Source organism: Segetibacter koreensis DSM 18137 (assembly GCF_000374045.1).
In the GTDB taxonomy this organism is placed as follows: Bacteria; Bacteroidota; Bacteroidia; order Chitinophagales; family Chitinophagaceae; genus Segetibacter; species Segetibacter koreensis.
This window is the reverse complement of record NZ_KB893341.1, coordinates 18,983-34,788: the sequence shown is the minus strand read 5'-3', so window position 1 is coordinate 34,788 and position 15,806 is coordinate 18,983. Positions and strand designations below refer to the sequence as shown.

Here is a 15,806-nt window from a genome sequence, read left to right as displayed (position 1 = left end):
GTAAAATCTGACGGACTTACCTCTGCATAGTAGACCAGCAAATAACGAAGCTCTGATAAATAATTACGAACTGTGTGAATACTGTAATGACCAAGAGATAAATACTGATCGGTCTTTTCCAGTGCCGCAAGTGCCCGCGGACTTAAAGTTTTTTTTCCATGATCTTTTAGTTTTAAATAAAAAGGTACAAAAAGATCATCATCGATTTCTCATCGCCTGAATAGGCGATGTTGGTTCAACTCAAATATATGCGAAGGTTATAGACAATAAGGTTAGCCACGATATGAATGAGCTACAAAAAAGATTAGCTGAAAATCAATGAGAATTAGACCGTTTTCTAACTCCCTAAACCTTTATCAACGCTGGGTACTCCTTCCCCGAATAATTAGTTTCGAAAGTATTCACATTGCTTTTAAAGATAAAACTTGCAAATACCTTGTTGAAAGCAAAGTGCGAAATGACTTCAATGAGGTTGTATAAAACACAAATAAGTAAAGAACATTTACTGCGTTATGTGATTGGTTCTACTGTCAGTAGCACTGAGTTTTACAACAAAATTTAACTGTGGAAATAATCGGTGAAAAGAAAAAGTACCTAATATCATTTTTAATACAGAAATTAAAAAACCTCTTACTTATCTTACTTATTTTTCTGTAATGCAGTCCTATGAATACTTATAATAAATAAGTATCATATTACTTGAGGTTACTTATGCTTACTTGGTTACTTATAAAAATTAAATCAATGTTTCATTAAAGCTTAATAAAAGTTGGCTTTTGAAGTAAGCAAGTAACACAAGTATCTTACTTTTTTGTTTTTGCAGTTTTTTGGTGATCAAGAATTATTTTGTAAACAACTGGGGGATTTTGAACTAGCAAAGCAAGCCGAAATAGTGTCATACAGTCTTAGGGATTTTCAGTTATTGAATCTTTAGAACTTGTGTTAGCGTAAGGCTTTTTTCTCTTCACCGCACCATAACCCCACTTACTTTTAAAGGGGAGAAAAAGTAAAAGTTGCCCTTTCAAAAATGAGAGCACCTGCCAACATGACACTACAACAAGACTTCCATTTCACCATGAGATCGTAAAGCAACCGACTCTTCAACTAGTCACAGAATATAAATTAAAGCGGGAGATTGTAGCAGAATCCGGAAAGGTAGTATCTTAAAAACCTTGCATATTAAATAAATGATCAGTGGAAAACAAGTGACGTCATTATTATCTTATAAGTGCTCTGGTCTAACCTACTAATCAACAAATCTATTTCTATTTAAAAATTCTATTGGTGTTTCAGGTTGCTGTACCTGCAACCGGCAAGATGTTCAATTGTCTGACAATTTAAAAATCCCGCTCCTTTTGCCTCGGAACTCGGACGGGGAAAAGACAAAGACTGCTATCGATTTTAGAAAGATAAAGTAAGCGGGAAAATGAAAGATTAGTTAAAAATCGCCTTTAACGAAAATGTCGTCAGTTACAAAAAAAACAAGGCAAGTGCGTGCCGAAAATCAAGTGCATATACATGCAAAGCCTTTGTAACAAACCCTTGTTTTCTACTTATTAAAACTACTCAGAAGATGAATTTTTGGCAGAGACGGATAAAGGTAAAAAACGAACTTAGTGCTATTGATAAAATTTTAACCCGGCTGAAAGCTCAACACTCTTTTGAGATGATTTCGCTCCTAAACTTAAAAACCTTTGAAAAGAAATATTTTTTAATACATCAATTGTTATTAACAATTGAAAAGGGTTGAAATAGGATGCCAATCACCCGACCCGCTGATCCAAGTCATATGCATGGTCTTCTAAGAGGAGTAGCTTCACAGAAGCAACTACATGTCATCCGTAAAAAATTATACTGATAAAAGCCCCTTCTGCTCGGCTAGAAGTTGAGGTTATAGCGATAATAAAGCCTATGCAAAAAGTTTGTGCCGTAGTAAAGGGAAACGTAAAGATGGGAGTTCTTCGTTTAATAACGTCGACGAAATCTAGATGAATGATAGTAATCCTTGAAAATATATTATATGAAACCGGCTGCATTACTTCTCGGAGTATTAATAACTACTATAATTGCCTATTCACAACCTGGAGCACTCGACCCATCATTTGGAAACAAGGGAATAGTTCGTACTGATTTTGGTGCATCAGCAAATATTAATGGTGTAAGGGGGACTCAGGTGTTGACGCAAACTGATGGAACGCTTTACCTTATTTTTGAAGCAAATGGGCAAACTGTAGTTACCCGCAATCTTGCTAATGGCACTTTGGATGCCTCTTACGGCAACAAGGGGCATTCAGAATCAGTGAATATAAGAGATGCTAAAGGTGTATTACAAAGTGATGGCAAGACTGTAGTGGCAGGTACCACATTTGATCCTAATACAGGTACCGACTTTTCGCTTGCCCGCTACAATACAGATGGAACTCTTGATACTACTTTTTCACAAGACGGAAAGATAACAACTGACTTTGCATCCAATTCTGATTTTGCTAACTCAGTAGCCATACAAAGCGATGGAAAGATTGTAGCCGCAGGTACCACAATTGATCCTAGTAAAGGATTTGATTTTGCACTTGCCCGCTACAATACAGATGGAACACTCGATACTACTTTTTCAAAAGACGGAAAGGCAACAACTGATTTTGGATCCAACTTTGATATTGCTAACTCAGTAGCCATACAAAGCGATGGAAAGATTGTAGCCGCAGGCAGTGCATCTGATCCTAATACAGGATCTGATTTTGCGCTTGCCTGCTACAATTCAGATGGAACACTTGATACTACTTTTTCAAAAGGCGGAAAGATAACAACTGATTTTGCATACAGTGCTGATCTTGCTAACTCAGTAGCCATACAAAGCGATGGAAAGATTGTAGCCGCAGGCAGTATGGGAGATTTTGCCATTGCCCGCTACAATACAGATGGAACACTTGATACTACTTTTTCAAACGACGGAAAGATAACAACTGATTTTGCATACAGTGCTGATTTTGCTAACTCAGTAGCCATAGAGAGCGATGGAAAGATTGTAGCCGCAGGTGGTACTGGTACCGATTTTGCGCTTGCCCGCTACAACACAGATGGAACTCTTGATATTAGTTTTTCAAAAGACGGAAAGATAACAACTGATTTTGCATCCATTTATGAGTTTGCTAATTCAGTAGCCATACAAACCGATGGAAAGATTGTAGTGGCAGGTACAACATATGATCCTAATAAAGGATCGGATTTTGCGCTCGCTCGTTACAATGCCGACGGCTCCCTTGATAAGACGTTTTCACAAGATGGAAAACTTACTGATTATCTTCATGTAGGTAGTACCTATTATAACAGTGTAGGGGTACAAGGCGATGGAAAAGTTGTAGCGGCAGGGGTTACATATACAGGTAAGGGATCAGATTTTGCGCTGGCTCGTTACAATGCCGACGGCTCCCTTGATACTACTTTTTCAGCAGATGGAAAGCAAACTACAAATTTTGGAACTGACGGCGACGCTTATTCTGTAGCCACACAAATAGCCATACAAAGGGATGGAAAGATTATAGTAGTTGGCACTTCTAGTAATTTAGCGAGCGCTGATTTTGCTCTTGTTCGCTATAATACAGATGGTACCCTTGATTCTACCTTTTCTAAAGATGGAAAGGAAACAACGGACTTTGGATCCGGCGCTAAAGCCACATCAATAGTCCTGCAAAGCGATGGAAAAATCATAGTGGCAGGCACTATCGCAGACCCAGCTACTTCGTATTTTCGTTTTGGATTTGCGCGCTACAATATCGACGGCACGCTTGATTCTACATTTTCACAAGATGGAAAGCAACTAACTGATTTATCGTCGGGCCCTGAGAATGCTGGTTACTCTTTGGCAATACAAAGCGATGGAAAGCTTGTAGCTGCAGTTTCAGGTGACTACTCACCATTTGTTGGAATTGCCCGCTACAATTCTGACGGTACACTTGACACGACCTTTTCAAAAGATGGAAAGGAAACTACCAATTTTGTTTCATCGGTAGCTATACAAAGCGATGGAAAGATTGTAGTGGCAGGTTATGAGATTGCCCGCTATAATACTGATGGCACACTTGATAGTTCTTTTGCAAAAGCTGGAAAACATGTAACTGATTTTTCTGTTTCTTCGCTAGGGATACAAACTGATGGAAAAATAGTTGTAGCGGGCAGTGGTAATATCTATAATGGAAACCAAGATAATTTAAATTTTAAAATTGCACGTTTCAATCCAAATGGAAGTTTAGATAGCAGTTTTGGTATAGCTGGAGAACAGGCGACAGACGTAAATGATGGGAACAAGGGAATTAATGATATAGCTATTTTTGGAAATAAATTATATGCCGTGGGCTATAGCCAAAATCCCGGGTATGTTGGCGTCGTAGCAAGATATTTTCTTGACAGCACTGAAAATAAACCTCCAATCGTAAATCTCTCCATCCCCCACAATATCGTAAAATATGCAGCGCCTGCAAGAATTAAACTTAATGCCACAGCCACTGATGAAGATGGTAGAATAACCAAGGTTCGGTTTTATAATGGTGCCACTCACATACATAGTGAAACTAAGTATCCTTATGGTTTCCTGTATATAAATGTTCCGGCAGGTGAATACACCTTTAGTGCTAAAGCCTATGATGACAGCGGCAACGTGGCTACGTCCAATGCTATACATGTTTTAGTAGTAGAGGAAAATGTTCCTCCTATTGTCAGTATTGAAAGTCCGGCTCATGATACAACTTATAATAGCCCGGATACAATAATTCTTGTTGCAAGTGCTCATGACCCCAATGAGAGAATAACTAAAGTAGAATTTTATGAGGGTTCCACTTTGTTAAGAACAGAATATATTTATCCCTATACCTGTATTTGGACCAGCCCCACACCTGGCATATATACAATCACTGCAAAAGCTTATGATGCAAAAGGATTAGCAACCGCTTCTGTACCCATAACCATAACTATAAACAGTGCAATAATTGTAAGCAGCAGACCATTGATTGAAGGCAGCAAAGGTGCTATAAATTTGAAAATTACTCCGAATCCTGCTCATATTATTTTGAAGGTTTTTACAAAAGGATTGCAACAAGGTAAGCCAGCAACTATAACGGTAATATCGGCGACAGGTGTGGTGATGAAAACAATACAAACAAATGTATCAAATCAAATCGTACGAGTGGATGTATCATCACTTGTAAGTGGAGTTTACATTGTAAAGGTGATGAGTGGAGATAAAGTTTTACAAAAGCAATTTGTAAAGTTGTAGCAACCGTTATTTGCAATAATTACTCTTTCAATTGGTTTTTCATAGAATATTTAATACAGACGCGCCAGATTTCTATCTTAGCTCCTTTTTATTTTTAATTGATTTTTCTCCTATAGCAGCTTGAGATCAATTTTACATTTTCAGTAGCAGTACAGTTGCATTTTTTTAACATCTGACCCTGTGAGCATAACGGCAACAAATGCAGGAGCGTAAGCAGTAGGCACTCTTTTGAAAATAGCATTGCCGATGTGAATAGTGCTTTAAGAAAAAAATTAAACGCTAATCATGTAAGTACTAGTTTGCAAAGTTACACCCAGGATTGCAGCTAAGTAAACCTGAAACAATATCGGTTGTATCACTTTCAGGAGGTAATGAACACTATTCATTCGAATACGTTGAAGCTATGTAACATGATGTTTCGGCTCTAATAAGCAGTGTTTATACTATAAACATTATAAGTGGAGAAGGCATTATAGAAGTGATAAAGAGCAAAGGGGACCTTCTAATTTAGTTTTTAATTTAAAATTTTGCTTCATTCATCATGAAAAATATGCGTAGTTTCTTGCAATTTATTATATAATCTACTAACTTAGAACTTCTTTCTGCTAATCGATGTCACCCTGTTGCAATGTTTCATCCTTATTATTACTAACCTCTTCTCCAGTAATAAAAGTTTTTTATAAGCTTCGATTTTAACAGGTAGTAAGCAAGTCTTGACGTATAAATTGTAGAATATAATGAAAAAGTTTTTGTTAGTAATTGCACTGTTATTTTTTTGTTTCAGATGCAGCTACGGCCAATCTGGTAAATTAGATTCTTCATTCGGTACAGATGGAATTGTTAAGACGGACTTAGGCTATAAAGTACCTACTGGCACTAATATTACACGTGTATTATTACAATTAGATAATAGTGCTTACGTGATCTTCCAGACTTATTCTCAGACTTTTATTACTAAAACCCTTCCAAACGGCACTATAGACCCAAGTTATGGGAAGAATGGTTTTTCCGACCCATTATATTTCTCTCCAGGCAGTGCAATATTGCAGCCTGATGGGAAAATGTTACTTGTAGGTTCGGTTAATGACGATTTTGCTGTCTCCCGGATCAATATAGATGGCAGCCGAGACAACACTTTTTCAAATGACGGACTGCAGACAACTACTTTTGACTTTGACTTGCCTTATGATGTGGCGGCAAAAGTTGCTGTACAAGAGGATGGCAAAATAGTAGTTTTAGGATTCGCTTATCAAAATTTTGCTCTTGCAAGGTATAACACCGATGGAAACCTTGATACCACTTTTTCTAACGACGGGAAATTAGTTACAGACATGACCGGTGATGGTGGGGCAATAACTATTCAAAATGATGGCGAAATCGTGATAGCAGGTGGCCTCACTGAAATCAGTAACACTCCGGATTTTATGGTTGCACGTTTTAATAATGATGGAAGCATGGATAGTACTTTTTCCGAAGATGGGAAACAAACAACAGATTTTAATTCTTGGCTTGAGTCTGCTGTTTTAGTAACCATCCAAAGGGATGGTAAAATATTGGTCATAGGAACGGTAAGCCATCATTTTGCCCTTGCCAGATATGACGTACATGGAAATCCTGACTATACTTTTGGTAGAGGTGGAAAAATAATTACAACCTTTCGGGGTTTTGAAAATAATGACCCCTCTTCAGTTATCCTTCAAAATGATGGCAAAATAATAGTAGCCGGTTTTGCTGAAAAAGAAGTTGGATTAAGTGATTTTGCGATAGCCAGATATAAGACTAATGGAATTCTTGATAGCAGTTTTTCAAATGATGGATTGCAAACAACAGACTTTGACTCTTTAGATAATACTTCAAACTCTATAGCTATTCAGGCTAATGGTAAAATAGTACTTGCTGGTGCTTCTTCGATTCACGGATTGATTGCAAGAGGCACCTATTGCGTCGCGAGATATAATTTAAATGGCAGTTTAGACAATACATTTGATCGAAATGGTAAATTGACTCATAGTTTTACTTCTAAGGAAGCCCAAACTGAATATATTGGTGCAGCAATTCAAACAAACGGAAAAATACTGGCAGCAGGTCATACGCAAAAAGGAATTTACGAGCAGGAACACTTTGTTATTCGATATAATACGGATGGAAGCATAGACAGCAGTTTTGCAAATAAGGGAAGGCAAGTAATAGAATTACACATTATTGCATTAGCAATTCAAACAAAAGATAGAATATTGGTAGCGTCAGCAAAACCTTTGAATGAAGCTTCATACAATATCTTAAGCCGCTATAATGCAAACGGAAACCTCGATAGCACCTTTGCAGGTAGGGGAGCTATGATGCTCGATTTCTATACGGTTACATCTATAGCTATTCAAGGCGACGGTAAAATAATAGTAGCAGGGTTCGGAACTGAAGACGGAGAATTCTATAGTCCTAAGGTTGCACGCTATGACATTAATGGCGCCATTGACAGCAGTTTTTCGAATGATGGAAAACAGTATATAGATTTAGGTTCCATTGATGCCATTGCTATTCAAAGTGATGGAAAAATTTTAGTGGGAGATGCATATGTTGGCGATAATAATATAAGACTTGCTCGCCTAAATAGTGACGGAACCCTCGATAGTAGTTTTGCAAATAAGGGCATGCAAATAACTTCTGGCAGTGATGATGTAACTTCTATTGCTTTTGGAAATAAGGGAAAAATAGTAGTCGGTAGCTTTAACCACAACCAAAATCTTAGTTCTTTTATTGGTGTATATAATTCAGACGGAAACCCTGATAATAATTTTTCAGATGAGGGAAAGCTGATAAGAGATTTTGGAGATGGTACAACTAACTCTCAATCAGTGGCAGTACAAAGTGATGGAAAAATCATTGTTTGTACTTCGGCTGGAAGTAACTTAAATTCAACCGGAAGTATTTCAGTTATTACAAGATACAACTCCAAGGGAAATTTAGACAGTAGCTTTGGTAATAATGGAGAAATTTACCCTGGTAATTTCAATCCTAAAAAAATTATTCTTGATAAAAACAGGTTATATGGTATTGGTTCAGGAAACAACGGTCCATTTGCAGGAGGCATTTTTGGAGCAGTAGGAAGGTATTTAATTGAAGGCAATAAAAACAAAGTTCCAACTGTAACTCTTTCCATCCCTTATAACATTGTAAAATATGCAGCCCCTGCAAGAATTAAACTCGATGCTACAGCAATTGATGAAGATGGCAAAATAATTAAAGTGAAGTTTTATAGTGGTTCAACTCTGCTTCATACTGAAACTACATCTCCTTACGGGTTTTTATGGGATAATGTTCCTTCCGGTAACTACGCCCTTACTGTAAAAGCTTACGATAATAGTGGCAATGTAACCACATCCAACAATATTCAGGTTTCAGTAGTAGATGAAAATGTAGCACCAGTTGTAAGTATTGTAAATCCTGTTAATGATACAACCTATACCGGCACTGCAACTATTTATCTAGTTGCGAAAGCAAAAGACCCGAATGACAAAATAAGTAAAGTAGAGTTTTATAATGGAACGTCTATATTAAGAACAGAATACATTTATCCTTATACTTATAACTGGATAAATGTACAACCAGGAACATACATTATAACTGCTAAAGCTTATAATGATAAAGGTCTTTCAGCTACATCTAAAGCTGTAACTGTAAATGTAACAAACGCTTCTATTATAAGCAGGCCATTTTTTGTAAATGATAAGAATGTTCTAAATGTAAATAGCGCTTTAAGTTTAATTCTAATTCCAAATCCAGCCCGCAATACTCTACAGGTTTCTACTAACGGAATGCGAGTTAATAAGCCATCTATGATATTGGTTATATCCGCTACAGGAGTTGTAATGAAAACAATACATACAAAATTGTCAAATCAAATTGTTCAACTCGATGTATCAACCCTGGCAAGGGGAGTGTATATTGTAAAGGTTGCAAGTGGTAAGCAAGTTGTCTATAAGCAATTTGTAAAGTTGTAAGGATTGCAACCATCCGGTTCGTAAAAATTGGATTAACGTGAAGGCATTTTTGTCCCAGCTCCTTTCATATTTATATTTATACAGTTGTAAATGCATTACCATTGTTGCTTCATCAACTCACTTAAAGCACAAAAACATATCCCATTTATCGTATTTACGGTTTGTCGTAAGCGCATAGTCTTTGTTGATACCTGAGCTATTTTTTTGAATATTATAACTGCAATGAGTGACTGATGGAATTTTTTGTAAGCACATGAATGGCTAAACCAATTGAAATAAAATTTGAGCTTTCCCACTTTTTGATCAGTTAATAGTTTTTGAAATAAGGTATGAATTAAATAAATTTACACTATAGTAAAAAGGTTAGCGAGAGTAAATCGAGAGTTTGAACGTTTTAGTAAAATAGTAAACTGAAATACAATTACTTGCAAAGTAAGGAATAGTCCCAGCGGGATCACAGATAAAAGGATAAGCACATTGATAATCAATTGTTTATCCTTTTGTTTTTAGCGCAGGTAGCAAAAAAGGTAGCAAAAAACATTAATGAAAGCACATAAAGGACTTTTTTAAACCGCAAAAAATATTCTAACGCTGTACTTCATCAATATCGTATGAGTCTGCCTGTTTTTAGCGGAATTCAGGCTTCGATCTATTTAAACATGTTAATAAGGTTGAATGTTGTTTTTCTGCTTAGTATTGAATCTTCAGCCACTATTGTATGTTGAAAGCAGACAATATTACTTCATTCATTTATTGGTTTATTGCTACTGAAAATAGAATATGTCTATTTTGTCAAAATATCTTTCATCCGTCATACCTGTTCGTTTAAAGAAAATTACACTACCGGTTCCTTTTTCCTGGTTCAAGCGAATCTCACAATAATAATCAACCCCACCGCCTGCATGAGCATAATATCTAATACCATTCAGCTTTCCACTAAACCAGGACAGACACATACCGTGGATTTTCTACTGGTTGTATAATTATCAGTAAACAATTTTATTTTATAAATCTCCGAAAAGTAAAATGCTGTCCGGCCGAAGTAGTTGTTGAATGTACTTTACTAAAGCAGCTGCCCATCCACCCAATCTTGTCCTGTTCAATTTTTTTAGTACAGGTATTTGCAGTCTGGCTTACTTCAGATATAGCATTGCTGATATCACCCTGGCTAGTTGCTAAATGCTTCGGGTAATTAATCCCGTTAGCGGAAAGCGATGGTCCTGGTAACAACTGTTATACCGGAAAGACTAAAGAAACGAGGTTATCAGCTTAGGCTCGAACATTACTTAAAAGTCTTTCCACAAATAACCAGTGTATACGAAATCTTACGCACAGCGATGCGGGACGACCACCTGATCACTGTAACCTCTTAGGCCATTTACTCGACCGGGCGGTTGTTTTGCTGGTCATCCGATTTAGGGTCTATAATGTTTTTGTGACTAGAGGCGCTTCAACTAATGCGGAACTGGTTATTAGCAATGAGGCAGGACAAAAAATAAAGTAAATTCGCTTGACCGAAAGCGGTCTCGTTGATGTAGATACGTCCGCACTTAACGCAGGCACTTAATTATAAACATTGTATGTTGCCGGAAAACCAGTTGATACCAAAAAAATGGTAGTAATAAGATACTAATTTTTTTTTGTTAGCAGATCCCTGCATACCCGCTACGAAGAAGCTTGGTATAATTTCTCGGCGTGCCTGTTCTCCGCCGTCTATGCGTCGTATGGTTTCGAAAAATCTCACGAGGCTGAGAGAGAATAATTTCTTTTATAAATAAGATTGTAAGCGGCAGCGTAATCTTCATATCATCAACCTTCATAAAAAGCGAGGAGAACAAAAGTTCTCCTTGCCAAAGAAACTGAAGAATATATTTAATATCCTTCATTTTGTGGAAGGGCATTGCCCAGATCAATTTCTCTTTGCGGAATGGGAAAAATCAATCGGGGGTCATCATAGGAATGTTCCTTTACCGGTATTTTAAGGCGCTTGACAGTTAAAAATCTTTCCCCTTCAAAAGCCAGTTCTTTATAACGTTCTGCAACAATATCATCAACGCTTGCTAATGCAGCAAGTGGTGGCAAAGTTGCCCGGCTCCTGATAATATTTACATCCTCTATTGGAGTATTTGGGCCTACAGGTGCACCGCCCTTGCGAAAGTTTGCTTCAGCCCTTGTAAGATACATTTCTGCAAGACGTACTACAGGAATAGCTTTATATAAATTCTTCCACTTGCTTGTTAAATGACCTGGTGAACCCGATATACTGACACCATCATAGAAAAAAGCACCCCTTGCATCGCCTGCTTCGTACTTTGCAATGTGAGCATCAGTTATTTGAAGTTCGCCACGACCAACAGGGTAACTTGAGTAAAAAGTTGTGATGCCAAAATTGGCTGTTCCGGTATTGCTTTGAGCTGTTTGCTGAATGGCAAAAATATCTTCAGTGGAATTCGCAACGTTATTAAAAGCATTTGAAAATAACTGTGTGAGTGAAAAATTTTGTGACTGGATCACATCATTTGCTGCTGCAGCTGCTTCTGCATATTTTTCCTGGGAGAGGTATACCCGTGAAAGCATTGCTTCAGCGGAAAATTTTGTAGCCCTGAAACTTCCTGATGTCTCCGGTAATTTACTGACAGCATCTGTTAAGTCAGACAATACCTGTTTGTAAACTGCCTCTACTGATGCACGAGGCAATTTATCCTTGGCTGCATCGTACCCGGTAAGAGGTGCCAAAATAAGTGGTACACCAGGATTTGAGGAGACATTACCCGCAGACCATGGTCTTGCAAACAAATTAACAAGGTAATAATAGGTAACACCTCTAAAGAATTTCGCCTCACCTTCCACTACAGTTTTATCATCGGCACCTAAAAGATCGAGCTTACTTAAAACGATATTTGCAGCATTAATTGTATGATATGAATTTGCCCATACCTGGTATATACCTGGCGCCAGCTTATCTTCCTCTTTGTTATTAATGTCCCTGTATTCTGCAAAAGTTCCTGCCCAGTCAATGTCATTATCATTTACCAATAACTCTGTAAACGTGTTGTATTTTTCACCGAATGCATTTGCATTTTGCCATGTGGAATATGCGCCGAAAAGAACCGCTTTTACATCGTCCGATGTTTTTATCTCCTCGGCTGGTACGGTGTTTTGCGGTTGAACGTCGAGTTTTTTATTGCAGGAAAATGAAACAAGAACATAAAGCAATATGACTATTTTGAATTTCATATAATTTCTTTTGATTAATTAAAAGAATCTTAGGTCAAAACTTCACACTCAATCCGAAGGTGATTGTGCGTGGTTGTGGAATGGTGTAAAAATCTACCCCTCCGGTAATATTCGAAACACCGGAAATATTTGTTCCTAGCGTATTTACTTCCGGGTCGCTGATGTATTTTGTTTTGGTCCACAAGTTTGTTCCAGAGACGAATATCCTCGCAGAACTTATCTTCATCCAACGGCTCGCCGCGAGGGGCAGGTTGTAACCAAAGGAAACCTGCCTAAGCCGAATGTATGAACCATCATAGAGCCATCTAGATGAAGTGCGTGAACCACTTCCGTTAAACCAGCCTGTCCGCGGCACATTGGTAATATCACCTGGTTTTTGCCAGGCGTTTAGAATTTCTTTTGTCTGGTTATCCAATCCGTTTACAAATCCATCTGACATAAATCGTCCCGCGTTATTATAAATTTTATTACCCGAAACAAAAGTGAAAAAGACGTTGAGATCAAAACCCTTATAAGAAAAGTTATTGGTAAAACCGCCGGTGAAACGTGGATTAGGATCACCTACCACCAGTCGTTTTGCCGCATTATAATCATGAGTTGGTTTGCCATCTTCACCCAGGTATAAAGCATCTCCGGTAGCAGGGTCAACACCTAAAAACTTTTGCATATAAAACACTCCGATTGGTTCGCCTTCAATTGCGCGCTGTAGTGAACTGCCTTGTATCACCTGTCCTTTAATATCTTTTATTTTGTTTTTGTTGAAAGCGATATTAAAGGATGAGCTCCACTTAAAGCTTTTTTGATCTATTATCCTGCCATTTAGCATTATTTCGAGTCCTTTATTTTCAAGCCGACCGAGGTTTTGCAATATCTGGTTGAGGAAATTGACGTTGTCGAAATAACCGTTCGTTGCAGGCACATTGACCGCAAGCAGTAAATCTTTTGTTTGCTTGTTATAAACATCCATCTCGCCACTCAGGCGATTATTAAACAAACCAAATTCAAGTCCTATGTCGGTTTGTGTTGTTTTTTCCCACTTCAGTTTTGGGTCGCCTAACTGGTAGGGAACAAAGCCGGCCAGGTCAGGATAGTTTGAAACTCTAAATAAGTTAAGGTATTGATGTTCGCCAATTTCTGCATTTCCGGTTAGTCCCCAGCTTGCCCTTAATTTTAAATTACTGATAACCCTGGATGTTTTTAAGAAGGCTTCTTCAGATAGAAGCCAACCGGCGGACAATGCGGGAAAATATCCATACCTGTTTTCAGGGCCGAATCGTGATGAACCGTCTGAGCGTATACTAAAGCCGAATAAATATTTGTCTTTGTAACTTAGGTTAGATCTGAAAAAGTATGACAGGAAGTTATACCTTTCGTTTGCTGAATTACCAAAGGTTACATTAGTTGCTCCTGTAAGATTTTTAACAGCGGCCGACGGATAGTTCTCTGCCTGCTGGTTTGATTGCCTTAAGTCGTTTTGCAAATAACTCATTCCAAGAAGAGTAGTCATTTTGAAATCGTTGAAATGCGGAGAGTAAGTAAAGTAATTGTTGGTATTAAAGGTTACGTTTTGAGAAGTGAAATATTGTCCTTTTCCAATTCCTCCGCCATCCTGCGTTCTTTTATCTGCAAAGGTTTGTTCGGTCATATTTAAAACATCGGTGCCAAATTCAGATCGGAAAGAAAGAGCGGGAGAGAAAGCGTAGTTGCCAAAAATGTTTCCTATGCTTCTGTAGTTAACCTGGTTATCACTGTTATATTTTGCGTCGAACAAAGCATTTGCATATAACGTTTTCGCGTTAATATCATGTGTTTCGGGATCAACCAAAGGCGATGTAGGAACCTGTGCCATTAGCTGGCCGGGAGTAGAAAAAGCATCATCGTTTGATACGCGTGCCAACTCAGTCCTTGCTAAAGACATATTGATACCTATTGAAAGCTTATCGTTTATAGATTGTTCCAGGTTTAAACGTCCTCCGTACCGTTTAAACCTGTTAACGATAACAATGGCTTCCTGGTCGTTATAAAAGCCGGATGCGAAAAACCTTGTTTTCTCATTACCCCCGCGAACAGAAATATCGTACTGCTGAGAGAGTGCATTTTTCCGGTATTGCTGGTCTTCCCAACTCGTATTGACAGCCCCATGTCTCCAATCGGTACCTAAAGCATACGGAGCGATGAAGTTGGTATCATAATAATTGATAAAGTTTGTAATATCTTCCTTTTCATTGGCAGCCGGAGTATTACCGTCAGGCCCAGCGTTACCATTGGCGAAATCATATCGGCCATCATTCTTAGCTGCTACATGCATCGCCTGCACATATTCTTTTGCATTCAAAAAACCACGTTTCATTGTCGGGTTCGATATCCCTAATGTTGTGTTCAACTCAATTACACTTTTATTATTTCGTGTACCTTTTTTTGTTGTGATTAATACCACACCATTGGCTGCTCTTGCACCGTAAATGGCGGAAGAAGCAGCATCTTTTAATATTTCAATTGATTCTATATCATTAGGATTAAGATCTATTAAAGGATTAGTAGGTTCATTATTGATATCTGACTGGCTGGCCGTAGTTAAGGGTACACCATCTACCACATACAAAGGTTGACTGCTAGCTGATATAGAGGATGTTCCCCTAATTCTTACCTTAATGCCTTCGCCCACTTTGCCACTGCTGTTCTCTACTACAACTCCCGGCGCTTTACCTTGCAAAGCCGACTCAAAACTTTGCACCGGTTGGTTCTCCACATCCCTGGCAAGCACCTTACTTATCGAACCAGTAATTGCTCTTTTCTGAGTTTGACCATAGCCCACTACAACCACTTCATTTAATCTTTTCTCATCTTTTTTTAATACTATATTCAAATTTGATCCGGAAACAGTTTGTTCAGCAGGAAGAAACCCTATTGCAGAAACAACGAGCGTTTTTACAGAAGAAGGAGCTGAAATAGTAAAAGCTCCCAGGCTATTTGCCGCTACACTTCTTTTTGTTCCTTTTGCATTTATTGTTGCTGCATCAACAGGCTTTCCTTCTTCATCTGTTACTGTTCCTTTTATTACCTGGTTTTGCGACATCACTAATGCTGCATTAAACAGCAGTAGCAGCATAAATAGAATTCTTTGTTTCATAAGCACAATTTGAAAGATGATACGTATGTTTTCTTAACAGGTCTTAGTGCTTATGACAATAACGGCCAGTAGTTTGCGTAAGAAATGGAGGAGTAATTTCCTGAAGCATGAATTTTCCTGCCTTAAACCCGAATTTTAAAGAGTGAAATCAGCCTGAGAATAAAGGAATATA

General features: G+C 38.0%; 5 protein-coding genes. 2 read left to right on the top strand and 3 right to left on the bottom strand.

From position 1 onward, the window contains the following. Positions 1-2,020: 2,020 nt before the first annotated feature. Together B154_RS30905 and B154_RS0118915 are read left to right on the top strand one after the other, a co-directional pair. Positions 2,021-5,269 (top strand): Ig-like domain-containing protein, encoded by a 3,249-nt coding sequence (locus B154_RS30905; protein ID WP_018615900.1) that lies wholly within the window; start codon positions 2,021-2,023, stop codon positions 5,267-5,269. Between the two features lie 737 nt (positions 5,270-6,006). Next, positions 6,007-9,267: an Ig-like domain-containing protein gene (locus B154_RS0118915; RefSeq protein ID WP_018615899.1), complete on the top strand. Its 3,261-nt coding sequence runs from the start codon at positions 6,007-6,009 to the stop codon at positions 9,265-9,267. 764 nt (positions 9,268-10,031) lie between these two features. Here B154_RS0118915 and B154_RS0118910 read toward each other — a convergent pair. The 3 genes from B154_RS0118910 to B154_RS0118890 all read right to left on the bottom strand — a co-directional run bounded on the left by B154_RS0118910 (position 10,032) and on the right by B154_RS0118890 (position 15,634). After that, the gene (locus B154_RS0118910) at positions 10,032-10,223 is read right to left on the bottom strand and encodes a hypothetical protein (RefSeq protein ID WP_018615898.1); all 192 of its coding nucleotides are present in this window, start codon (positions 10,221-10,223) and stop codon (positions 10,032-10,034) included. A gap of 916 nt (positions 10,224-11,139) precedes the next feature. Beyond that, positions 11,140-12,504, bottom strand: a complete 1,365-nt coding sequence (locus tag B154_RS0118895; RefSeq protein WP_018615896.1) for a RagB/SusD family nutrient uptake outer membrane protein — start codon at positions 12,502-12,504, stop codon at positions 11,140-11,142. Positions 12,505-12,538: 34 nt separating this feature from the next. After that, complete coding sequence (locus tag B154_RS0118890; protein WP_018615895.1) at positions 12,539-15,634, bottom strand: SusC/RagA family TonB-linked outer membrane protein; 3,096 nt, start codon at positions 15,632-15,634, stop codon at positions 12,539-12,541. Positions 15,635-15,806 lie beyond the last annotated feature (172 nt).

Coding starts and splice junctions, on each gene's coding strand:
- B154_RS30905 (WP_018615900.1), top strand. CDS start 2,021: ATGAAACCGGCTGCATTACTTCTCGGAGTATTAATAACTACTATAATT.
- B154_RS0118915 (WP_018615899.1), top strand. CDS start 6,007: ATGAAAAAGTTTTTGTTAGTAATTGCACTGTTATTTTTTTGTTTCAGA.
- B154_RS0118910 (WP_018615898.1), bottom strand. CDS start 10,223: ATGTGTCTGTCCTGGTTTAGTGGAAAGCTGAATGGTATTAGATATTAT.
- B154_RS0118895 (WP_018615896.1), bottom strand. CDS start 12,504: ATGAAATTCAAAATAGTCATATTGCTTTATGTTCTTGTTTCATTTTCC.
- B154_RS0118890 (WP_018615895.1), bottom strand. CDS start 15,634: ATGAAACAAAGAATTCTATTTATGCTGCTACTGCTGTTTAATGCAGCA.